This window comes from Shinella daejeonensis (assembly GCF_024281235.1).
Classification (GTDB): Bacteria; Pseudomonadota; Alphaproteobacteria; order Rhizobiales; family Rhizobiaceae; genus Shinella; species Shinella daejeonensis.
In genome coordinates this window covers 139,463-162,136 of the sequence record NZ_JAHWXY010000001.1, presented here as the reverse complement: position 1 = coordinate 162,136, position 22,674 = coordinate 139,463, and the positions used below count along the sequence as shown (strand labels likewise).

The window sequence follows — 22,674 nt, the reverse complement described above, 5'->3', positions numbered from 1 at the left end:
GCCGGCGACGGCCGGCCGATGCGGCGGTCAGATTGCGAACATGCCGGATGCGATGGCGTATCCGGCATGTTCTTTTGCGTAAAGAAAACGACCGCGAAGCGACCGGCGGGTGGGGTCCGATTTCAAGCCTTTGTCCTTCCTTCCAGAGTATCCGTGCTGGAAACGGGATCATGGGAAAGACCCTATCCCCAATTCCGGACGCAGAGCCGGTCCCCACTTTCGCCGTGATAGGACTGTCACCCTGTTCTGCTAATCCCACGATCGGTTCGCTTGCGTTGCAGGGATGGCCGCGACGGAGGGACGATCGCGGAGAATGTTCCTCCCGGTCGGCAAGACCGGCTTGCGCTTGCAAACAGCCGCCAAAGCATGCAAAGCACGGGCGCCTGAAACACTTGAGGAGCCGCTATGTCCGTGCGTATCCGAACGCCTCGCCCGATCGATCACCTGGTGCTGCCGGTAGCGGATCTGGAGTTGGCCCGAAAGCGACTGACGCAATTGGGCTTCACCGTGGCGAAGGATGCCCGCCATCCCTTCGGAACGGAAAACTGCTGCGTTTTCCTCGGGGACGGCAGCTATATCGAACCTCTCGGCATCGCCAATCGGGAAGAATGCGAGGAAGCGGCCCGGCTGGGCAACACTTTCGTGGCGCGTGATCAGGCATTCCGTTTCCGCTGTGGCCTGGAGGGCTTTTCCGCCATCGCCATGGCCAGCGACGACGCCCGGGCCGATGACGCACGCTATGCGGCGGCGGGACTTCGCGGCGGCGATGCGCTCGATTTTTCCCGGGATATGGCATTGCCGGACGGAAGCAGCGCTACGGGTTCCTTCCGCCTCGCCTTCGCGGCCGATGCCCGCGCACCGGATTTCTTCTTCTTCGCCTCGCAACGCGTGGTGCCGCTCCCCGCCGACCGGTCGTCGCTCGACGTGCACGACAACGGGGTTTCAGCGCTTACCGAAGCCGTGCTGTTTGAACAGAACCCCACCGATTTCCAGTATCTGCTACAGGAAGCGACCGATGAGCGCGAGGTGGAGGCGCTGTCGTTCGGCATGTCCGTCGAAACACCGCGCGGACGCATCACCGTGCTGAACGAGGCGGGGTTGCACGGCTTTTACGGCCTGACGCCGCCTGCGACGGACCGCGGCCTCAAGGGTATGGCGCTGGTCTTCCGCGTCGCGGATCTTTCGGAATGTCGCAAGCTCTTCACGCAACGGGGCGTATCCTTTGCGGAGCGGGACGGCCGCCTCCATGTTGCCGCTGCGCCCGGCCAGGGCGTCCTTTTTGTCTTCGGAGAATGACATGAAAACCAACTCCACCGTTATCGTCGGCGAAGGGCGGAAGAAGGTCACCTTCTCGCAGGACGCGCGTCTCTCCCTGATCGCCGGGCCCTGCCAGATGGAAAGCCGTGATCATGCCTATATGATCGCCGGCACGCTGTCCGAGCTTTGCGATCGCCTCGGCATGGGTCTCATCTATAAATCCTCCTTCGACAAGGCGAACCGAACCTCGCTTTCGGGCCGGCGCGGCATCGGCCTGGAAAAGGCCATGGAGATCTTCGCCGACCTCAAGAAGGACTTCGGCTTTCCGGTGCTGACGGATATTCACACCGAAGAGCAATGCGCGATCGTCGCGGAAACGGTCGACATCCTTCAGATTCCGGCGTTCCTCTGCCGCCAGACCGACCTGCTTGTCGCCGCCGCCCGCACCGGCCGGACGATCAACGTCAAGAAGGGACAATTCCTGGCCCCCTGGGACATGAAGAACGTGCTCGCCAAGTTCACCGACAGCGGCAACCCGAATGTGCTGCTGTGCGAGCGGGGGGCGTCCTTCGGCTATAATACGCTTGTTTCCGACATGCGTTCGCTGCCGATCATGGCCGGCCTCGGCGCTCCGGTCGTCTTCGACGCGACCCATTCGGTGCAGCAGCCCGGCGGGCAGGGCGGCTCGACCGGCGGCCAGCGCGAGTTCGTCGAAACGCTGGCGCGTGCGGCCGTCGCCGTCGGCATCGCCGGCCTGTTCGTCGAGACCCACGAGGACCCGGACAACGCCCCGTCCGACGGCCCGAACATGGTACATCTGAAGGACATGCCGCAGCTTCTGGAAAGACTGCTGGCTTTTGATGCGATCGCCAAAGGCTGATGCGCCCCCTGCGCGCCGCGATGGAAACCGGCAACCCCGGAGGCCTGCGCCTGTCGAGCGGCGGCATTGTAATTTCCACCGCATCGGCTAAGAGTGATTTCAATCGATTTATAAACCCCGAACCAGGACGATATCCATGACAGCAATCATCGACATCATCGGCCGCGAGATCCTCGACAGCCGCGGCAATCCCACGGTGGAAGTGGACGTACACCTGGAGGACGGCAGCTTCGGCCGTGCGGCGGTGCCGTCCGGCGCCTCGACCGGCGCGCATGAGGCCGTGGAGCTTCGCGACGGCGGCACGCGCTATCTTGGCAAGGGCGTGGAAAGCGCCGTCACCGCCGTCAACGGCGAGATCTTCGAGGCGATCGGCGGTCTCGATGCGGAAGACCAGATCCAGATCGACCAGGCGATGATCGAACTCGACGGCACGCCGAACAAGGCGCGCCTCGGCGCTAACGCCATCCTCGGTGTATCGCTCGCCGTCGCCAAGGCCGCCGCCGAAGCCGCCAACCTGCCGCTCTACCGCTATGTCGGCGGCCCGAATGCCCGCGTCCTGCCGGTTCCGATGATGAACATCATCAATGGCGGCGCCCACGCCGACAACCCGATCGACTTCCAGGAATTCATGATCGTGCCGGTGGGCGCCGAAACGGTTCGTGACGCTGTGCGCATGGGCTCCGAAGTCTTCCATACGCTGAAGAAGCAGCTTGCCGCTGACGGCCATAATACCAATGTCGGCGACGAGGGCGGTTTCGCGCCTGGTCTTGCATCTGCCCCCGCGGCACTCGATTTCATCATGCAGTCCATCGAAAAGGCCGGCTACCGGCCGGGCGACGACATGCATATCGCGCTCGACTGCGCTTCGACCGAATTCTTCAAGGACGGCAATTACGTTCTGGAAGGCGAGGGACGGACGCTGGAGCCCGGCGCGATGGCCGAGTATCTTGCCGAACTGGCTGCGAAATACCCGATCTTCTCCATCGAGGACGGCATGGCGGAAGATGACTGGGACGGCTGGAAGCTGTTGACGGACAAGGTCGGCAAGTCGGTGCAACTCGTTGGCGACGATCTGTTCGTCACCAATTCGGCGCGCCTGCGCGACGGCATCAAGATGGGTGTCGCCAACTCGATCCTCGTCAAGGTGAACCAGATCGGCTCGCTCTCCGAGACGCTCGACGCAGTGGAAACGGCCCATAAGGCGGCCTATACGGCGGTCATGTCGCATCGCTCCGGCGAGACCGAGGACTCGACGATCGCCGATCTCGCGGTCGCCACCAATTGCGGACAGATCAAGACGGGGTCGCTCGCCCGCTCCGACCGCACCGCCAAATACAACCAGCTCATCCGTATCGAGGAACAGCTCGGCGCGCAGGCGAAATATGCCGGCCGCGGCATTCTTCGCGGCTGATCGGACACCATCCGTCCGGGACATGAGGAGACCCGCATCGGTGGATGCGGGTTTTTTCTTGCCTGCCGTTTCATGGTCAATGGTCGGTTAACCGCTTCGCGCTAGTCTTTGCCCCGTATTGCGTATCGGGGCACCAGCATGTGGACCAGACATCACAAGAAGCGGAAACTCGGGCGGCTGGTGCTGCCGGCGATTACCGTCGCTTTTCTCTCCTATTTCAGCTACCATTCCATTCATGGCGATTTCGGGCTCAACGCGATGGAGGCTTTCGAGCGCCAGCGCGTGGAGCGTCAGTCGCGGCTCGATGTGCTGGTCCGGCAGCGGCGGATGCTGGAAAAGGAGGTTGCCCTGCTGAGCGACGGTTCGCTGGAGCGCGACATGCTGGACGAGCGCGCGCGCTACGCGCTGAACATGTCGAGGGTCGAGGAAATCATCATATTCCACTGATTTCCGCAATTAGCCGGAATCAGGTTAATCGCCAATTCCCTTTGCATATTAATGCTTTGTGGCGAATACTAGGCATGCAATTATAGCATTGCTGCGGCCGAAAAACTCCCTTATGGTCTGGTCAACGCAACCCCATGGGGAGGAACGAATGGCTCCGCGTAAACCCGCGTCCACGTCCACATCCGGCCGCAAGTCCACGTCCAGGCCCGCGAGAAAAGATTTCAACGGTGGTACATTCGCCGAATTCTCCAAGGAAGAAGACCTGAAGGTCTATCGCGAGATGCTGCTCATCCGGCGTTTCGAGGAAAAGGCCGGCCAGCTCTATGGCATGGGCTTCATCGGCGGCTTCTGTCATCTCTATATCGGCCAGGAGGCAGTCGTCATCGGCATGCAGATGGCGCTGAAGGATGGCGATCAGGTCATCACCGGCTATCGCGACCACGGCCATATGCTGGCCTGCGGCATGAACGCGCGCGGCGTGATGGCGGAGCTTACCGGACGCCGGGGCGGCTACTCCAAGGGCAAGGGCGGCTCCATGCACATGTTCTCCAAGGAGAAGAACTTCTACGGAGGGCACGGCATCGTCGCCGCGCAGGTTTCTCTCGGTACGGGACTTGCCTTCGCCAATCGCTACCGGGGCAACGACAATGTGTCGCTGACCTACTTCGGCGACGGCGCGGCCAACCAGGGCCAGGTCTATGAAAGCTTCAACATGGCGTCGCTGTGGAAGCTGCCGGTGGTCTATATCATCGAGAACAACCGCTATGCGATGGGCACCGCCGTTTCGCGCGCTTCCGCCCAGACGGACTTCTCGCAGCGCGGCGCGTCCCTCGGGATCCCGGGCTATCAGGTCGACGGCATGGATGTGCGCGCCGTCAAGGCCGCAGCCGACGAAGCCGTCGAGCATTGCCGCTCCGGCAAGGGTCCGATCATCCTCGAAATGCTGACCTATCGCTATCGCGGCCATTCGATGTCCGACCCGGCGAAATATCGCACCAAGGACGAAGTGCAGAAGATGCGCTCCGAGCACGATCCGATCGAACAGGTGCGCGCGCGCCTGCTTGAGAACGGCTGGGCCAGCGAGGACGATCTCAAGCAGATCGACAAGGACGTGCGCGACATCGTCGCCGACAGCGCCGACTTCGCCCAGTCCGATCCGGAGCCGGATGTCTCCGAACTCTATACCGACATCCTGCTTTAAGCCGGGGAGGGACCATTCATGCCTGTAGAAATTCTCATGCCCGCCCTGTCTCCGACCATGGAGGAAGGCACGCTCTCGAAATGGCTCAAGGCGGAAGGCGAGGCGGTGAAATCCGGCGATGTGATCGCCGAGATCGAAACCGACAAGGCCACGATGGAGGTCGAGGCGGTGGACGAGGGGGTGATCGGCAAGATCCTGATCCCCGCCGGCTCCGAAGCCGTGAAGGTCAATACGCCGATCGCGCTCCTGCTCCAGGACGGTGAAAGCGCCGACGCGCTTTCCGCGCCGAAAGTCGAGGAAAAGCCCACGCAAGCGGAAACGCCGGCTGCTGAAGCGGCTGCGGCTGCTCCTGCCCCCGTTCCGGCGGCCCCGAAGGTCGAGGCCGCCGCCGACCCGGATATCCCGGCCGGAACCGAAATGGTGTCGACGACGGTGCGCGAGGCGCTGCGCGACGCCATGGCCGAGGAAATGCGCCGCGACGGCGACGTCTTCGTCATGGGCGAGGAGGTCGCCGAATACCAGGGCGCCTACAAGATCACGCAGGGCCTGTTGCAGGAATTCGGCGCGCAGCGTGTCATCGATACGCCGATTACCGAGCACGGCTTTGCCGGCGTCGGCGTCGGCGCCTCGATGGCCGGCCTGAAGCCCATCGTCGAGTTCATGACCTTCAACTTCGCCATGCAGGCGATCGACCAGATCGTCAACTCGGCGGCCAAGACGCTTTACATGTCCGGCGGCCAGATGGGCGCGCCGATCGTCTTCCGGGGTCCGAGCGGGGCGGCGGCGCGGGTCGCAGCGCAGCATTCCCAGTGCTATGCCGCATGGTACAGCCACATTCCGGGCCTCAAGGTCGTCATGCCCTATACGGCGGCGGATGCGAAGGGCCTGCTCAAGGCGGCGATCCGCGACCCCAACCCGGTCATCTTCCTCGAAAACGAAATCCTCTACGGCCAGCATTTCGACGTGCCGAAACTCGACGATTTCGTGCTGCCGATCGGCAAGGCGCGTATTCACCGCAAGGGCAAGGATGCGACGCTGGTCTCCTTCGGCATCGGCATGACCTATGCGGTCAAGGCGGTGGCGGAACTGGAAGCCGCCGGCATCGACGTCGAATTGATCGACCTGCGCACCATCCGGCCGATGGATCTGCCCACGGTCATCGAATCGGTCAGGAAAACCGGCCGTCTCGTCACCATCGAGGAGGGTTTCCCGCAGTCGTCGGTTGGCGATTTCATCGCCAACAGCGTCCAGCGCGAGGCTTTCGATTATCTCGACGCGCCGATTGTCACCATTGCCGGCAGGGATGTTCCGATGCCTTATGCAGCCAATCTCGAAAAGCTCGCATTGCCGCACGTCGATGAAGTGGTTCAGGCGGTGAAAGCCGTCTGCTACAAATAGGAAGGGGCGGAGACATGCCGATCAACATCACGATGCCCGCCCTTTCGCCGACGATGGAAGAGGGCAATCTGGCCAAATGGCTCGTCAACGAAGGCGATACGGTCAAATCCGGTGACGTGATCGCCGAAATCGAGACCGACAAGGCGACGATGGAAGTCGAGGCCGTGGACGAAGGAACGGTCGCCAGGATCGTCGTTCCGGCCGGAACCGACGGCGTGAAGGTCAATGCGGTGATCGCCATCCTTGCCGCCGAAGGCGAGGACGTGACCGCAGCGGCGGCCTCCGGCGAAGGGACGGCGACCGCCGAAGCCCCGAAGACTGGGACGAAGGACGAGCCCGCCGGCACGGCGGCGGCGAAAGGTGATGAGCAATCGTCCGCCGCACCGGCGCAAGCCAGCGCGTCTCCCGCTCCCACTCCAGCTCCGGCCTCGGCTGCGGCGGATGGAAAGCGTGTCTTCTCCTCGCCGCTCGCCCGCCGTATCGCCAGGGATGCCGGCATCGATATTGCCGCGATCTCCGGATCCGGGCCGCGCGGACGCGTCGTGAAGAGCGACGTCGAGGCGGCGCTGGCCGGCGGCGGCAAAGCGGCGGCGCCCGCCACGGCTGAACCTGCAACCGCGAAAGCGCCATCCGACGACGCGGTTCTCAAGCTGTTCGATCCCGACTCCTATGAACTCGTGCCGCATGACGGCATGCGCAAGACCATCGCGCGGCGGCTACAGGAATCCAAGCAGACGATCCCGCATTTCTATGCCTCCGTCGATTGCGAACTCGATGCGCTGCTCGCCTTGCGGGCCCAGATCAATGCCGCAGCCCCCGAAAAGGACGGCAAGCCGGCCTATAAGGTCTCGGTCAACGATATGGTGATCAAGGCCATGGCGCTGGCGCTGCGCGACGTTCCGGACGCCAATGTCTCCTGGACCGAGACGAATATGGTCAAGCACAAGCATTCGGATGTCGGTGTCGCGGTATCGATCCCCGGCGGCCTGATCACCCCTATCGTCCGCAAGGCCGAAACGAAGAGCCTGTCGGCGATCTCCAACGAGATGAGGGATCTCGGCAAGCGCGCGAAAGAGCGCAAGCTGAAGCCCGAGGAATATCAGGGCGGGACCACCGCCGTCTCCAACATGGGCATGATGGGGGTGAAGAATTTCGCCGCCGTCGTCAACCCGCCGCATGCGACGATCCTGGCGGTCGGGACCGGCGAAGAGCGGGTCGTGGTCAAGAAGGGCGAGATGGTGATCGTCAACGCGATGAGCGTGACGCTTTCCACCGACCATCGCTGCGTCGATGGCGCACTCGGAGCGGAACTGCTCGGCGCCTTCAAGCGCTATATCGAAGAACCGATGGCGATGCTCGTCTGATCACGGAGGTCGGCCATGAAGACGGTTCTCTGCTATGGCGACAGCCTGACCTGGGGATACAGCGCCGACAAGCTGGAACGGCACCCCTTCGAGGACCGCTGGCCGAGCGTGCTGGCGCGCGCGCTCGGGGAGGGGGGCACCGTCATTGCCGAAGGGCTGAACGGCCGCACGACGGCCTATGACGACCATATGGCCGATTGCGATCGCAATGGCGCGCGTATCCTGCCGACCATCCTTCATAGCCACGATCCGATCGATCTGGTGATCCTCCTACTCGGTAGCAACGATATGAAGCCCGCCATTTGCGGCACCGCCTTCGGTGCCGCGCAGGGGATGTCGCGGCTGGTGGAACTGATCCGCCATCACGCCTGGTCCTTCGAGGACCATGAGGCGCCGGAAATCCTGATCGTCGCGCCACCGCCGCTCTGCGAGACGGCGAACGCCGCCTTCGCCGCGATGTTTGCGGGCGGCACCGAGCAGTCGCCGATGCTGGCGACGCTCTATGCCGATCTTGCCGACGAGAGCGGGTGCGGTTTCTTCGACGCGGGATCGGTGGCCAGGACCACGCCGCTCGACGGGGTCCATCTCGATGCGGAGAACACGCGGGCGCTGGGCCGGGGACTGGAACCCGTCGTGCGCGTGATGCTCGGACTGTAACCCAGGAATTCAAGAGCGCGGCGCTTCTTCCGCGCAAGGAACAAGGCAGGAAACGACATGGCTCAATCCTATGACGTCATTATCATCGGTTCGGGGCCGGGCGGTTATATCGCGGCGATCCGCGCTGCGCAGCTTGGCCTGAAGACGGCCATCGTCGAGCGCGAGCATCTTGCCGGCATCTGCTCCAACTGGGGCTGCATCCCGACCAAGGCGCTGCTGCGTTCCGCCGAGATCTTTCATTATGCGAAGAACCCGGATGATTACGGCGTGAAGATCGAAGGCGCGGTGACGCCCGATCTGAAAGGCATCGTCGCCCGCTCGCGCGGCATCGCAAGCCGCATGAATGCCGGTGTCGGCTTCCTGATGAAGAAGAACAAGGTCGATATCATCTGGGGCGAGGCGAAGATCACCAAGCCGGGCGAGATCGTCGTTACCAAAACGACGAAGGAAATCCAGCAACCGCAAGCGCCGCTGCCGAAGACCGTTCTTCCCGAAGGCACCTATACGGCCAAGCATATCGTGATCGCCACCGGCGCACGCCCGCGCGCGCTGCCAGGCATCGAGCCGGACGGAAAGCTGATCTGGACCTATTTCGAGGCGATGAAGCCGGAGGAAATGCCGAAGTCGCTGCTCGTCATGGGCTCGGGCGCCATCGGCATCGAATTCGCCTCCTTCTATCGCACGCTCGGCGTCGAGGTGACCGTGGTCGAGGTGATGGCGCAGGTGATGCCGGTCGAGGACGCCGAAATCTCGGCGCTGGCGAAGAAACAGTTCGAAAAGCAGGGTATGAAGATCCTGCTCGACGCCAAGGTCGCCAAGGTGGAGAAGAGCGCGAACTCGATCACCGCCCATGTCGAGACCAAGGACGGCAAGATCGAGAAGATCACCGCCGACCGCATGATCTCGGCCGTCGGCGTTGAGGCCAATATCGAGAATATCGGTCTCGAAGCGCTCGGCGTGAAGACCGATCGCGGCTTCATCGCCATCGACGGCTACGGCAAGACCAATGTTTCCGGCATCTACGCCATCGGCGATGTCGCAGGTCCCCCGATGCTCGCCCACAAGGCCGAGCACGAGGCGGTGATCTGCATCGAGAAGATCGCCGGCCTGCCGAACGTCCATCCGATGGACAAGTCGAAGATCCCCGGCTGCACCTATTGCCACCCGCAGGTCGCATCGATCGGCCTGACGGAGGCCAAAGCCAAGGCCGAGGGCCGCGACATCCGCGTCGGCCGTTTTCCCTTCGTGGCCAACGGCAAGGCGATCGCGCTCGGCGAGGATCAGGGTCTCGTCAAGACGATCTTCGACAAGAAGACCGGCGAACTCATCGGTGCGCATCTCGTCGGCGCGGAAGTCACCGAACTCATCCAGGGTTTCGTCATCGCCATGAACCTGGAGACCACCGAGGAAGAGCTGATGCACACGATCTTCCCGCACCCGACGATTTCGGAAACGCTGAAGGAGAGCGTGCTGGACGCATACGGGCGTGCGCTGAACGCCTGAACATGATAGAGCCTGCCGCATTCTGACGGGGCGGGCTCATTCAATCGGTCCGCAGGACGGGCAATCGGTCCGCAGGACGGGCGCGAAGGCGCTTGCTAGGAAAGTGGGTTCGACATGGTCACAATTCTTGACCGCACCAATCTTGCTCCCGACGCCGGGCGGGTACGCCATCCGGAGAAAGCCCACCGGCCGGATACGGAGGTGATGCGCAAGCCGGAATGGATCCGCGTTCGCGCGCCGGTGTCCAAGGGGTATCAGGAGACGCGCGACCTCGTGCGCAGTCACAATCTGGTGACGGTCTGCGAGGAAGCGGGCTGCCCCAACATCGGCGAGTGCTGGGACAAGAAGCACGCGACCTTCATGATCATGGGCGAGATCTGTACGCGGGCCTGCGCCTTCTGCAACGTGGCGACAGGCAAGCCCAACCCGCTGGATCAGAGCGAACCGGAAAATGTCGCCAAGGCCGTCCTGCAAATGGGACTTTCCCATGTCGTCGTCACATCGGTCGACCGCGACGATCTCGACGACGGCGGGGCCGAGCATTTCGAGAAGGTAATCTTTGCAATCCGCGCGGCCTCACCGCAGACGACGATCGAGATCCTGACGCCGGACTTCCTCAAGAAGCCGGGCGCGCTGGAGCGTGTCGTCGCCGCCAGACCGGACGTCTTCAACCACAATCTGGAAACCGTGCCGGGCAATTACCTGACCGTGCGTCCGGGTGCGCGCTACTTCCACTCCGTCCGCCTGTTGCAGCGGGTCAAGGAACTGGACCCGACCATGTTCACCAAGTCGGGCATCATGGTGGGCCTCGGCGAGGAGCGTAACGAAGTGCTCCAGCTGATGGACGACCTTCGCACCGCCGATGTCGATTTCCTGACGATTGGCCAGTACCTCCAGCCGACGCGCAAGCATCACAAGATCGAACGCTTCGTGACGCCGGAGGAATTCAAATCCTATGAGACCGTCGCCTACACCAAGGGTTTCCTCATGGTTTCGTCGAGCCCGCTGACGCGCTCTTCCCATCATGCCGGCGATGATTTCGCGCGTCTGAGGGCCGCCCGCGAGCGCAAGCTGCTGGTTGCCGCCGAATAGGTGTCCCGACCGCCGCGTTTCAGGGGCTGCCCGATGACGGATCCGGTCGCCGAAAACCCGGAAATTTCGGGAATGCTTGCGGCATTTCGACCGGATGGAGTGCTTTGCGTGTTGAAATCCCGCTTCGAAATCGGCCTGCCACTTGTCAGGCCGGGCCGGGTTTATTAGCTCTCGGCCATGCCCCAGTTCGAAACCCGCCGCCCGGTTCCCCATTCGTCCGAAGAAATGTTCGACCTCGTTGCAGACGTCGAGCGTTATCCGGAATTCCTGCCGCTGTGCGAGGCGCTGACCATCCGGTCGCGCAAGGAGCGCGACGGCAAGGAACTGCTCGTCGCCGACATGACGGTGGGCTACAAGGCGATCCGTGAAACCTTCACGACGCAGGTGCTGCTGAACCGGGCCGAACGGACGATAGACGTCAAATATATCGACGGGCCGTTCCGCTATCTGGACAACCGCTGGCGCTTCGAGGCGCTGCCCGACGGCAGTTCGACCGTAGATTTCTTCATCGACTACGAATTCAAGAGCCGCATTCTCGGGGCATTGATGGGCTCGATGTTCGACCGCGCTTTCCGCCTGTTCACCGATTCCTTCGAGAAACGGGCGGTGGTGATCTACGGCTCGTCAGCGGCCTAGTTCCTCGAGCATCTCGAAGGCGGTGCGCAGGGTCGCAAGGCGAACCGCGGAGCGGCCGATATCGCCATAGCGCATTTCGCGGTGAAGCGTCGGATACCCCTTGCGGGCGGCCGCGAGATGGACGAGGCCGACCGGCTTTTCCGGCGAGCCGCCGCCCGGACCGGCAATCCCCGTCACGGCGACGGAGATGACGGCGGCGGACCTTTCGATGGCGCCCTCGGCCATCTCCAGCGCGGTCTGCCGGGAAACCGCGCCGAAGGCGGCCAGCGTTTTACCGGAAACCCCGAGCATCTCCTGTTTGGCGTCATTGGAATAGGTGACGAAGCCGCGGTCGAACATGGTGGAGGATCCGGCGATCTCGGTAATGGCCCCGGCGATCAGCCCCGCCGTGCAGGATTCGGCCGTGGCGGCCAGAAGCTTGCGTTCGGTGAAATCGGCAACGATGCGTTTTGCGGTTTCCTCGATATCGGCGGGCCAGAAGCTCATGGATCGGTTTCCCTGAAGACGACGGTCGCCGTCGCGATGGCGGCGATACCTTCCCGCCGGCCGACGAAGCCGACTGTCTCGTTGGTCGTCGCCTTGACGGAGCAGCGTTCCAGCGCAATGCCGAGCATATCCGAAAGGTTCCGGCGCATCGCCTCGCGATGCGGCCCGATCCGGGGCGCTTCGACGATCAGCGTGACATCGGCGTTCATGATCGTTCCGCCGCGGGTGCGTACGATATCGACGGCATGTTCCAGAAAAATGCGCGAGGCGGCCCCTTTCCATTGCGGATCGGACGGCGGAAAATGATCGCCGATGTCGCCTGCGCCGCAGGTGGCGAGCAAGGCATCGGTCAGGGCATGCAGCGCCACGTCGGCATCGGAGTGACCGGAAAGCGCCTGATCATGCGGAATGAAGAGGCCGCAGAGTATCACGCCGTCGCCCTCGACCAGCCGATGCACATCGTAGCCGTTGCCGGTGCGGACATCCGGCAAGGTGGAGGAAAGCCGGTTGTCGGCCATGGCGATATCCTTCTGAAGGGTGAGCTTGACGTTGCCGGCGCTGCCATCCACGAGTTGCACCGGCATTCCGGCCCATTCGGCGATGGCGGCGTCATCGGTGAAATCCGTGCGGCCCGAGGCGGCTGCGCGGCGGTGGGCTTGCAGGATGGCGGCGAATTGAAACGACTGCGGGGTCTGCGCCGCATGAAGACCTTCGCGCGGCACGGTTTCGGCGACATTGCCCTCGGCGTCGGCCCGCTTCAGCGTATCGGCGACCGCCACGGCCGGCAGGACCGCCGGAGCGCCGGCACGCAGGGCCACGAGAATCCGGTCGAGAAGGGCGGGTTCGGCGAACGGCCGCACGGCGTCGTGAATGAGGACGTGGTCGACATCGGATCCAGCCAGAGCCTCCAGGCCGGCCAGCACCGACTGCTGCCGGGTCGCGCCCCCGTGTACGACCGTAAGGCGGTTTCCGGCCGAAAGGGCCGCTTTCCGGGCGTCGCTGAAAAGCGCCTCGTCGTCCGGGTGGATCACCACGACGATCTGCCGGGCCGGTCGCCAGCCGATAAAAAGGTCGAGCGTATGGGATATCACCGGCCGCCCGCCGATCCGGCGATACTGTTTCGGGCCTTCGGCAGGGCCGCCGGCGCGTTCGCCGCGGCCGGCGGCGACGATCACCACGCCGCACTTCATCGTGTTTTCCGCCTGCATGCCTCTCTACCGGCTCCGAAATCATAGCGTTTCCCGTGGTCTAGCCGGAAGGACGGGCCAAAGCCAGCGGCATTCGGAAAATTCACGCCAGCGTATATTGACGCTTGGCAAGGTCATCAGGGCTGGTTAAAAATAAAGCATCTTCCATATATGCATGAAAGATGAGCACTCATTGATTCCCGATCTTTCGAAACAACTCCGTATCGGCGGACTTGCGCTGCGCAACCGGGTCGTTCTTGCGCCGATGTCCGGCGTCACCGACCTGCCGTTCCGTGATCTTGCCTGGCGTTTCGGCGCGGGGCTCGTGGTCACGGAGATGGTGGCGAGCCGCGAACTGGCGCTCAATGCCCGCGAAAGCTGGGCGCGCATTCGCAATTGCGGCATCCGTCCGCATATGGTCCAGCTCGCCGGACGGGAGCCGCACTGGATGGCGGAGGCCGCCCGCATCGCCGCCGGCGAGGGGGCGGATATCATCGACATCAATATGGGATGTCCCGCCAAGAAAGTGATCGGCGGGTATTCCGGCTCCGCGCTGATGCGCGATCCCGATCATGCGCTGTCGCTGATCGAGGCGACGGTCAATGCGGTCAGCGTTCCGGTGAGCGTCAAGATGCGGCTCGGCTGGGATCACGCCTCGATCAACGCGCCGGAAATCGCCGCCCGCGCCGAAGCGGCCGGCGCGGTGCTGATCACCGTGCACGGGCGTACCCGCATGCAGTTCTACGAGGGAAAGGCCGACTGGGACGCCATTCGCGCGGTGCGGGAGGCCGTCTCCGTGCCGCTGATCGCCAATGGAGATGTGGATACGGCCGAGGACGCGCGCGAGATCCTTCGCCGTTCCGGAGCCGATGCCGTGATGGTCGGCCGTTCCGCACAGGGACGGCCATGGCATCCGGCGGTGCTTGCCGGCGCCTGTTCGCCGCCTTCGCGACAGGAGGCCGCCGAGATCGCCGTGGAGCACTATCGCATGATGCTGGATTTTTACGGCCCGGATGCCGGCCTTCGCCATGCCCGCAAACACCTCGGCTGGTATCTCGACCGTTTCGCGGCGGCCCTTCCCGGATCGGAGAAGGCGGACATCATGACGGCGCGGGACAGCGCCGCCGTCATCGAGAAGCTGAAGGCGGCATTCTTGGGCGATCGCCATCCGCCGCAGGGAGAGGCCGCATGACGGCGCAAGCCGCCAAGATGGCGGAAGGGCAGGGCGGAGACCTTGCGATGACGGTGCTGAACGGCATTCGCAATCCGGTGATCATGGTGGATGAGGCGGGGCATGTCGTCTTTGCGAACTGGGAAGCCGAAGCGTTCTTCGGGGCGAGCGCCGCCGCTCTGGCGCGTCAGCGCATTGATGCGCTTGTCCCCTTCGGGAGCCCGCTGCTCGGGCTGATCGACGAGGTGCGGCAGGGGCGCGGTGCGGTCAACGAATATCGCGTCGACCTCAGCACGCCGAGGCTCGGGACGGACAAGCTCGTCGATATCCATGTCGCGCCGGCGACAGGCGAGGGCGGCGGTGTGGTGATCGTCTTCCAGGAGCGCTCGATGGCCGACAAGATCGACCGCCAGCTCACCCACCGCGGCGCGGCCCGCTCCGTCACCGGCCTTGCCTCCATGCTCGCCCACGAGATCAAGAACCCTCTTTCCGGCATTCGCGGTGCGGCGCAACTGCTGGAAATGTCGGCCGCCGACGAGGACCGGGCGCTGACCCGGCTTATCCGCGAGGAGACCGACCGTATCGTCGCGCTGGTCGACCGCATGGAGGTGTTTTCGGACGAGCGCCCCGTCGATCGCGCGCCGCTCAACATCCATGCGGTGCTCGATCATGTGAAGGCCGTCGCGAAAGCCGGATTCGCCCGCCATATCCGCATCAGCGAGCTTTACGACCCCTCGCTTCCGCCGGTGCATGCCAATCGCGATCAGCTCGTGCAGATATTTCTCAACCTCGTGAAGAACGCTGCCGAAGCGATCGGCGCGCGGCCCGATGGCGAGATCCAGCTTACGACCGCCTATCGTCCCGGCATCCGTCTTTCCGTCACCGGCAGCCGCGAGAAAATCTCGCTGCCGATGGAATTCTGCGTGCGCGACAACGGACCGGGCGTGCCCGCCGATCTGCTGGCGCTTCTGTTCGATCCCTTCATCACCACCAAGACCAACGGCTCGGGCCTCGGGCTGGCGCTGGTCGCCAAGCTCGTCGGCGATCACGGCGGCATCGTCGAATGCGACAGCCATCCCGCCCGAACCACCTTTCGCGTGCTGATGCCCGCCTCCCGCGACCCCGCAGAGGATGCCGGCCGGCAGCAAACCGGAGGATCCGATCGATGACAAACGCCACAGTTCTTGTCGCGGACGACGACGCCGCGATCCGGACGGTCCTCAACCAGGCCCTGAGCCGCGCCGGCTACGACGTGCGCATCACATCCAACGCGGCGACCCTGTGGCGATGGATCGCCGCCGGCGAAGGCGATATCGTGGTGACCGACGTGGTGATGCCCGACGAGAACGCCTTTGATCTTCTGCCGCGTATCAAGAAGGCCCGGCCGGACCTGCCGGTGCTCGTCATGAGCGCGCAAAACACCTTCATGACGGCGGTCAAGGCCTCTGAAAAGGGCGCTTACGACTATCTGCCGAAACCCTTCGACCTGACCGAACTCATCGCCATCATCGGGAGGGCGCTTTCGGAGCCGCGCCACGCGCCCGAGCGGGCGGAAGACGACGGGCAGGAGACCATGCCGCTCGTCGGCCGTTCGGCCGCCATGCAGGAGATCTATCGCGTATTGGCGCGCCTCATGCAGACGGACCTGACGCTGATGATCACCGGCGAGTCGGGTACGGGCAAGGAACTGGTGGCCCGCGCGCTGCATGACTATGGCAAGCGCCGCAACGGCCCCTTCGTGGCGATCAACATGGCCGCCATCCCGCGCGATCTGATCGAATCGGAACTGTTCGGTCACGAGAAGGGGGCCTTCACCGGCGCGCAGGCGCGCTCCAGCGGCCGTTTCGAGCAGGCCGAGGGCGGAACCCTGTTCCTCGACGAGATCGGCGATATGCCGATGGACGCCCAGACGCGGCTGCTGCGCGTGTTGCAGCAGGGCGAATATACCACGGTCGGCGGGCGCACGCCGATCCGCACCGATGTGCGCATCGTGGCCGCGACCAACCGCGACCTCAAGCAATCGATCAATCGCGGGCTGTTTCGCGAGGACCTTTATTACCGGTTGAACGTCGTGCCGCTGCGTCTGCCGCCGCTGCGCGAAAGGGCGGGGGACATTCCCGATCTTGTGCGTCATTTCATGCAGCAGGCCGAACGGGAGGGGCTGGACGTGAAGCGCTTCGCCCCGGAAGCGCTCGACCTGATGAAGACCTATCCCTGGCCCGGAAACGTTCGCGAGCTGGAAAATCTCGTGCGGCGGCTGACGGCGCTATATCCGCAGGAGGTGATCACGCCGGGGATCATTGCGACGGAACTGCGATCGGAAACGTCGGGAGAGCCGCCGGCGGCGACCGGTCACGGCGGATCGCCCACCACCATCGCGCAGGCGGTCGAGGAAAACATGCGCCGCTATTTCGCCGATTTCGGTGAAGACCTGCCGCCGCCCGGCCTTTATGAACGGGTTCTGGCGGAGGTGGAATATCCCCTTATTCTGGCGGCTTTGAGCGCCACGCGCGGAAACCAGATCAAGGCCGCGGAACTGCTCGGTCTCAACCGGAACACGCTGCGCAAGAAGATCCGCGAACGCGGCGTCTCGGTCTATCGGCCGACCCGTTCCGCTTGACTTCGCGCGCGAATGCGTTGCATTTTGGCCACAATCTGTTGCTTGAGGGTAACAGGAGCGGCCATGAGTCGCTCGCGGCCAGGACAAGACCGCGCCTTTGCGGCGCGGCGGGGAGTCGAATACGCAAATGGCGGACGGGGTGAGCCTGCTTGCGGGCGGAAACGACGGCGGCGCCGGTGGCGACCGGCGCGCCTCCTTTGCGCTTCCGGGGCTGCTGCTGGCCGGTGGCGCGCTCGTCGCGGCGACGGTTTCGCTGTTCATCCTGCTCGGTCTGACGCCGGTGCGGCCGGAGGCCAATGTCGTCATCGCCTCGGCGACCGTCAACGCCCTCTTCGTGGTCGGTCTGCTCTATCTCATCGGCCGCGAGATCACCCGCCTCGTCAGGGCGCGGCGGCGCGGGCGGGCGGCGGCGCGGCTGCATGTCCGCATCGTTGCGCTCTTCTCCATCGTGGCGATCACGCCGGCGGTGCTGGTGGCGATCTTCGCTTCCATCACCCTCGACGTCGGCCTCGACCGCTGGTTTTCGATCCGCACCCAGTCGATCGTCAGTTCCTCGCTCAATGTGGCCCAAGCCTATGTTCTTGAAAATGCGAGCTATCTGCAAGGGCAGACGGTGTCGATGGCCAACGACCTCGACCGCAATCGCCAGCTCTACAGCCTCGACCGCACCGGTTTCATAGACCTGATGACGCGGCAGGCGCGCGGTCGCGGCATGCTCGGCGCTTTCCTGTTGCGCGCGGACGGCTCGACGATCCTTCAGGCGAGCATCCTCACGGAAAATCCATTGCCGCCGGTGCCGGAGGAATCGCTCGACGCCTCGGCGGCCGGCCAGCCGACGCTCATCCCACCGGGGACGACCAATCTGGTCGGCGCGGTAATCAAGCTCAACAATATCCCCGGCGCGATCCTCTATACGGTGCGTACCGTCGATCCGGAGGTCATGCGCTCCATGCGGTTGATGGAGGAAAATACGGCCGAGTATCGTGCGCTGGAGGCCGGGCGAGCGCCCCTCCAGTTCGCCTTCGGCGTGCTTTATCTTGGGTTCGCGCTGATCGTTCTGCTGGCCGCCATCTGGACGGCGATCGCCGTCGCCGACCGGATCGTCCGGCCGATCCGCCTGCTGATCGGCGCCGCCGACAGCGTGGCGTCCGGCAATCTCGACGTCAGCGTGCCCGTGCGCACGGCCGATGGCGACGTCGGCAGCCTTTCGCGCACCTTCAACAAGATGATCGCCGAAATCCGCGCCCAGCAGGAGCAGATCATCGACGCCAAGGACGAGATGGACCACCGCCGGCGCTTCATCGAGGCGGTGCTGTCCGGTGTCACGGCGGCGGTCATCGGCGTCGAGGAAGACGGCAGGATCACCATCGCCAATACGTCCGCCGAGCTTCTGACCGGCCGGGATGCCGAGGATCTCGTCGGCAAGCCGCTTATCGATGTCGCGCCGGAGATCGCCGGGGTGCTTGCCGAGGCCGCCGGACGTCACCGCAACGACTACCGCAAGCAGATCAACCTGATGCAGGGCGGCAAGGAATGCACGCTCAATGTGCAGGTGACACGGGAAGAGACGAACGACGCCAAGGAATCCCACGTCATCACCATCGACGACATCACCGACCTGGTGCTGGCGCAACGCTCCACCGCCTGGGCCGACGTCGCCCGCCGCATCGCCCATGAGATCAAGAATCCGCTGACGCCGATCCAGCTTTCGGCCGAGCGGATCCGGCGTCGTTACGGCAAGCAGATCGACCAGGAGGACCGCGCGGTCTTCGACCAGTGCACCGATACGATCGTCCGGCAGGTCGAGGACATCGGCCGGATGGTCGACGAGTTTTCCGCCTTCGCGCGCATGCCGAAGCCGACCAAGGAAAAGGCGGACCTGCGCGGCATTCTCAAGGATGCCGTCTTCCTGCGCGAAATGGGGAATACCCATATCACCTTTTACAAGGATTTCGGCGACGAGGTGCTCGAAGGGCTCTTCGATGCGCGGATGCTCGGGCAGGCCTTCGGCAACCTCATCAAGAACGCCGTCGAGGCCATCGAGGCGGTGCCGCCGGAGGCCCAGCGCGAGGAGCCGAGAATTCTGGCGCGGGCGCGCAAGGATGTCGACGCCCGGCATTTCGTCGTCGACATCATGGACAACGGCAAGGGCCTGCCGATCCAGAACCGGCAGCGCATCCTCGAACCCTATATGACGATGCGCGAGAAGGGGACGGGTCTCGGCCTCGCCATCGTCAAGAAGATCATCGAGGATCACGGCGGCCAGATCGAGCTGAACGACGCACCTCAAGACTTCGACGACGGCCGCGGCGCAATGATCCGCGTGATGCTTCCGTTTGCGGAAACGCCAGCCGGCGACGACGACAAGAACGACAAGGAATTGACCCATGGCCTCTGATATTCTGGTGGTGGACGACGAGGAGGACATTCGCGAGATCGTCTCCGGCATTCTTTCCGACGAAGGGCATGAGACGCGGACCGCCCACGACAGCGACAGCGCGCTCGCCTCGATCGGCGATCGCGTGCCGCGGCTGGTCTTTCTCGATATCTGGATGCAAGGCAGCCGGCTGGACGGGCTGGCGCTGCTCGACGAGATCAAGAGCCGCTACCCCGACCTGCCGGTGGTGATGATTTCCGGCCACGGCAATATCGAGACCGCGGTGTCGGCGATCCGCCGCGGCGCCTATGACTTCATCGAGAAGCCCTTCAAGGCGGACCGGCTGATCCTGATCGCCGAACGGGCGCTCGAAGCCTCCAAGCTCAGGCGCGAGGTGACGGAACTGAAGAAGCGGTCCGGCGATCCGGTCGAACTGATCGGCACATCCGTCGCCGTTTCGCAGCTTCGCCAGACCATAGACAAGGTGGCCCCGACCAACAGCCGCATCATGATTCTCGGCCCCTCCGGCTCGGGCAAGGAACTGGTCGCGCGGATGATCCATCGCAAGTCGAACCGCGCCAACGGCGCCTTCGTGGCGCTGAACGCGGCGGCGATCACGCCGGACCGGATGGAGATCGCGCTGTTCGGCACCGAGGGCTCGCCCGGCCAGTCACGCAAGACCGGTGCGCTCGAGGAGGCGCATGGCGGTATTCTCTATCTCGACGAGATCGGCGAAATGCCGCGCGAGACCCAGAACAAGATCCTGCGCGTCCTCGTGGACCAGCAGTTCGAGCGCGTCGGCGGGTCGAAACGGGTGAAGGTGGACGTGCGGATCATCTCCTCCACCGCCTACAATCTGGAGAGCATGATCGCTGAAGGTCTCTTCCGGGAAGATCTCTACCATCGTCTCGCCGTCGTGCCGGTCCGCGTGCCCTCGCTTGCCGAGCGGCGGGAGGATATTCCCTTCTTCGTCGACCAGTTCATGCGCCAGATCAGCGAACAGGCCGGCATCCGCGCCCGCCGGATCGGCGACGATGCGCTCGCCGTTCTTCAGGCCCATGACTGGCCCGGCAATATCCGCCAGCTGCGCAACAATATCGAGCGGCTGATGATCCTGGCGCGCAGCGACGGCCCCGATACGGCGATCACCGCCGACATGCTGCCGACGGAAGTGGGCGACATGCTGCCGAAGGTGTCGAGCCAGGGCGACCAGCATATCATGACGCTGCCGCTGCGCGAGGCGCGGGAGATGTTCGAGCGGGACTATCTGGTGGCGCAGATCAACCGGTTCGGCGGCAATATCTCGCGCACGGCCGAATTCGTCGGCATGGAACGTTCGGCTCTCCATCGCAAACTGAAATCGCTTGGCGTATAAGAGCGCCTGACGAAACCTCATGGGGTCGCCTGGCCGGTTCTTTTCGTCGCCCGCTGTGTCGTCAATCCTCGCCGATGCCTCCGGCATCGACTGTGGTTGGCTCCTTGCCGACGAACGAAAATCCCTCGGCCATCCTCCGCCCAGAGGTTCTGTCAGGTGCTCTAAGGCCGCAGGCGGCAAGCCGCGCGGGATGGGGATGAAAGCATGAGGGTCATCATCTGCGGCGCCGGCCGCGTCGGCTACGGCATCGCCGAGCGCCTGTCGGAAGAGGGCAACGACGTATCGGTCATCGATACGCAGCCGTCGCTCATCGCCGCGATAACGGAGACGCTGGACGTGCGCGGCCATGTCGGCCATGGCGCCTATCCGGACGTGCTGGCGAAGGCAGGCGCCGACCAGGCCGACATGATCATTGCCGTCACGCTCTTCGACGAGATCAATATGGTCGCCTGCCAGGTGGCCCATTCGCTGTTCAACGTGCCGACCAAGATCGCCCGCATCCGCTCGCAAAGCTATCTTGCGCCGGAATATGCCGATTTGTTTTCCCGCGACGATATTCCGATCGACGTGGCGATCTCGCCGGAAATCGAGGTCGGCAAGATGGTGTTGCGGCGCATCTCCTTTCCCGGTGCGACGGACGTGGTGCGCTTCGCCGAGGATCGCATCATGATGATCGCGATCGAATGCATGGAGGATTGCCCGGTCGTCGAGACGCCGCTCAAGCAGCTGAGCGAGCTGTTTCCGGACCTCAACGCCACGGTGACCGGCATTTTCACCAACGGCCGGCTGTTCGTGCCGACCTCCACCGACCGGCTGCATTCCGGCGACCTCGCCTATGTGGTCTGCGACCGCGACCATGTCCGGCGCACGCTGGCGCTCTTTGGCCATGAAGAGAAGGAAGCGGCGCGCATCGTCATCGCCGGCGGCGGCAATATCGGCTACTTCGTCGCCAACGCCATCGAGGACTATCAGCCGCGCACACGGCTCAAGATCATCGAGAACGACCGCGAGCGCGCCATCGCCATCGCCGACAAGCTGCGCCATGCCGTCGTGTTGCACGGCTCGGCGCTCGACCGGAAGATGCTGTTGCAGGCCGATATCCAGTCGGCCGATCTGGTGATCGCGCTCACCAACAACGACCAGATCAACATTCTCGGCAGCGTCATGGCCAAGCGGCTCGGCTGCAAGCAGAATCTCGTGCTGATCAACGATCCCAGCTATCAGGATTTCACCAAGAGCCTTGGCATCGACGCCCAGATCAATCCGCGTGCGGTGACGATTTCGGGAATCCTCCAGCATGTCCGCAAGGGCCGGATCCGCGCGGTCTACGCCGTGCAGCAGGGATCGGCCGAGGTCATCGAGGCCGAGGCGCTGGAGACCTCGCCGCTGGTGGGCCGGCCGTTGCGGGAAACCGAACTGCCGGAGGGCGTCCGCATCGGCGGCATCTATCGCGACAAGGCCTTCGTCCGTCCCAACGGGGACACGCGGATCAAGGCGCGGGACCGCGTCGTGCTTTTCGCCACCGCTTCGGCGGTGCGTCATGTCGAACAGCTTTTCCGGGTCAGCATCCAGTATTTCTGACCGGCGGGAGGCCGTGGAATCTGGCCGCCGG

At 63.9% G+C, this 22,674-nt stretch carries 19 protein-coding genes; 17 read left to right on the top strand and 2 right to left on the bottom strand.

The genetic code is table 11. The features are described from left to right. Positions 1–405: 405 nt before the first annotated feature. The 11 genes from KYK29_RS00780 (at position 406) to KYK29_RS00730 (ending at position 11,846) form a co-directional block, all read left to right on the top strand. A complete protein-coding gene (locus KYK29_RS00780; RefSeq protein ID WP_254688949.1) occupies positions 406–1,296 on the top strand; it encodes a VOC family protein in 891 nt (296 codons plus the stop codon). A 1-nt stretch (position 1,297) separates the two neighbouring features. Continuing rightward, positions 1,298–2,137: a 3-deoxy-8-phosphooctulonate synthase gene (kdsA, locus tag KYK29_RS00775; protein ID WP_254688948.1), complete on the top strand. Its 840-nt coding sequence runs from the start codon at positions 1,298–1,300 to the stop codon at positions 2,135–2,137. Between the two features lie 136 nt (positions 2,138–2,273). Then, positions 2,274–3,548 carry a phosphopyruvate hydratase gene (eno, locus tag KYK29_RS00770; RefSeq protein WP_254688947.1) on the top strand — a complete coding sequence of 425 codons (1,275 nt, stop codon included), beginning with the start codon at positions 2,274–2,276 and terminating at the stop codon, positions 3,546–3,548. Between the two features lie 138 nt (positions 3,549–3,686). Further along, positions 3,687–3,995 carry an FtsB family cell division protein gene (locus KYK29_RS00765; RefSeq protein ID WP_254688946.1) on the top strand — a complete coding sequence of 103 codons (309 nt, stop codon included), beginning with the start codon at positions 3,687–3,689 and terminating at the stop codon, positions 3,993–3,995. A 148-nt stretch (positions 3,996–4,143) separates the two neighbouring features. Then, the gene (pdhA, locus tag KYK29_RS00760) at positions 4,144–5,196 is read left to right on the top strand and encodes a pyruvate dehydrogenase (acetyl-transferring) E1 component subunit alpha (RefSeq protein WP_254688945.1); all 1,053 of its coding nucleotides are present in this window, start codon (positions 4,144–4,146) and stop codon (positions 5,194–5,196) included. Positions 5,197–5,214: 18 nt separating this feature from the next. Next, positions 5,215–6,594, top strand: coding sequence for a pyruvate dehydrogenase complex E1 component subunit beta (locus KYK29_RS00755; protein ID WP_254688944.1), 1,380 nt, complete (start codon positions 5,215–5,217; stop codon positions 6,592–6,594). Between the two features lie 14 nt (positions 6,595–6,608). Further along, a complete protein-coding gene (locus KYK29_RS00750; protein WP_254688943.1) occupies positions 6,609–7,958 on the top strand; it encodes a pyruvate dehydrogenase complex dihydrolipoamide acetyltransferase in 1,350 nt (449 codons plus the stop codon). A gap of 15 nt (positions 7,959–7,973) precedes the next feature. Further along, positions 7,974–8,615 (top strand): SGNH/GDSL hydrolase family protein, encoded by a 642-nt coding sequence (locus KYK29_RS00745; protein WP_254688942.1) that lies wholly within the window; start codon positions 7,974–7,976, stop codon positions 8,613–8,615. 57 nt (positions 8,616–8,672) lie between these two features. After that, positions 8,673–10,118: a dihydrolipoyl dehydrogenase gene (gene lpdA, locus KYK29_RS00740; protein ID WP_254688941.1), complete on the top strand. Its 1,446-nt coding sequence runs from the start codon at positions 8,673–8,675 to the stop codon at positions 10,116–10,118. Positions 10,119–10,232: 114 nt separating this feature from the next. Further along, a complete protein-coding gene (gene lipA / locus KYK29_RS00735; protein ID WP_254688940.1) occupies positions 10,233–11,210 on the top strand; it encodes a lipoyl synthase in 978 nt (325 codons plus the stop codon). A 177-nt stretch (positions 11,211–11,387) separates the two neighbouring features. Then, positions 11,388–11,846, top strand: a complete 459-nt coding sequence (locus tag KYK29_RS00730; RefSeq protein ID WP_254688939.1) for a type II toxin-antitoxin system RatA family toxin — start codon at positions 11,388–11,390, stop codon at positions 11,844–11,846. Here KYK29_RS00730 and KYK29_RS00725 read toward each other — a convergent pair. Both KYK29_RS00725 and KYK29_RS00720 read right to left on the bottom strand, forming a co-directional pair. Continuing rightward, a complete protein-coding gene (locus tag KYK29_RS00725; protein WP_254688938.1) occupies positions 11,835–12,332 on the bottom strand; it encodes a CinA family protein in 498 nt (165 codons plus the stop codon). The genes KYK29_RS00730 and KYK29_RS00725 overlap by 12 nt on opposite strands. Further along, positions 12,329–13,540, bottom strand: coding sequence for a bifunctional 2-C-methyl-D-erythritol 4-phosphate cytidylyltransferase/2-C-methyl-D-erythritol 2,4-cyclodiphosphate synthase (locus KYK29_RS00720; protein ID WP_254688937.1), 1,212 nt, complete (start codon positions 13,538–13,540; stop codon positions 12,329–12,331). Before KYK29_RS00720 ends, KYK29_RS00725 begins: the two co-directional genes overlap by 4 nt. A 148-nt stretch (positions 13,541–13,688) precedes the next feature. On the opposite strand from KYK29_RS00720, the gene dusB reads away from it, so the two are divergent. From dusB to trkA, 6 genes are all read left to right on the top strand, one after another. Continuing rightward, positions 13,689–14,711 carry a tRNA dihydrouridine synthase DusB gene (gene dusB / locus KYK29_RS00715; RefSeq protein ID WP_254690037.1) on the top strand — a complete coding sequence of 341 codons (1,023 nt, stop codon included), beginning with the start codon at positions 13,689–13,691 and terminating at the stop codon, positions 14,709–14,711. Then, positions 14,708–15,859 carry a two-component system sensor histidine kinase NtrB gene (locus KYK29_RS00710; RefSeq protein ID WP_254688936.1) on the top strand — a complete coding sequence of 384 codons (1,152 nt, stop codon included), beginning with the start codon at positions 14,708–14,710 and terminating at the stop codon, positions 15,857–15,859. The genes dusB and KYK29_RS00710 overlap by 4 nt, the downstream gene beginning before the upstream one ends. Beyond that, entirely contained in the window at positions 15,856–17,310 is a 1,455-nt protein-coding gene (gene ntrC, locus KYK29_RS00705) for a nitrogen regulation protein NR(I) (protein ID WP_254688935.1), read from the top strand. The genes KYK29_RS00710 and ntrC overlap by 4 nt, the downstream gene beginning before the upstream one ends. 127 nt (positions 17,311–17,437) lie before the next feature. Continuing rightward, complete coding sequence (locus tag KYK29_RS00700; protein WP_254688934.1) at positions 17,438–19,708, top strand: sensor histidine kinase NtrY-like; 2,271 nt, start codon at positions 17,438–17,440, stop codon at positions 19,706–19,708. After that, positions 19,698–21,062, top strand: a complete 1,365-nt coding sequence (gene ntrX / locus KYK29_RS00695) for a nitrogen assimilation response regulator NtrX (protein ID WP_254688933.1) — start codon at positions 19,698–19,700, stop codon at positions 21,060–21,062. The genes KYK29_RS00700 and ntrX overlap by 11 nt, the downstream gene beginning before the upstream one ends. 204 nt (positions 21,063–21,266) lie before the next feature. Then, complete coding sequence (trkA, locus tag KYK29_RS00690) at positions 21,267–22,643, top strand: Trk system potassium transporter TrkA (RefSeq protein WP_254688932.1); 1,377 nt, start codon at positions 21,267–21,269, stop codon at positions 22,641–22,643. Positions 22,644–22,674: the final 31 nt, after the last annotated feature.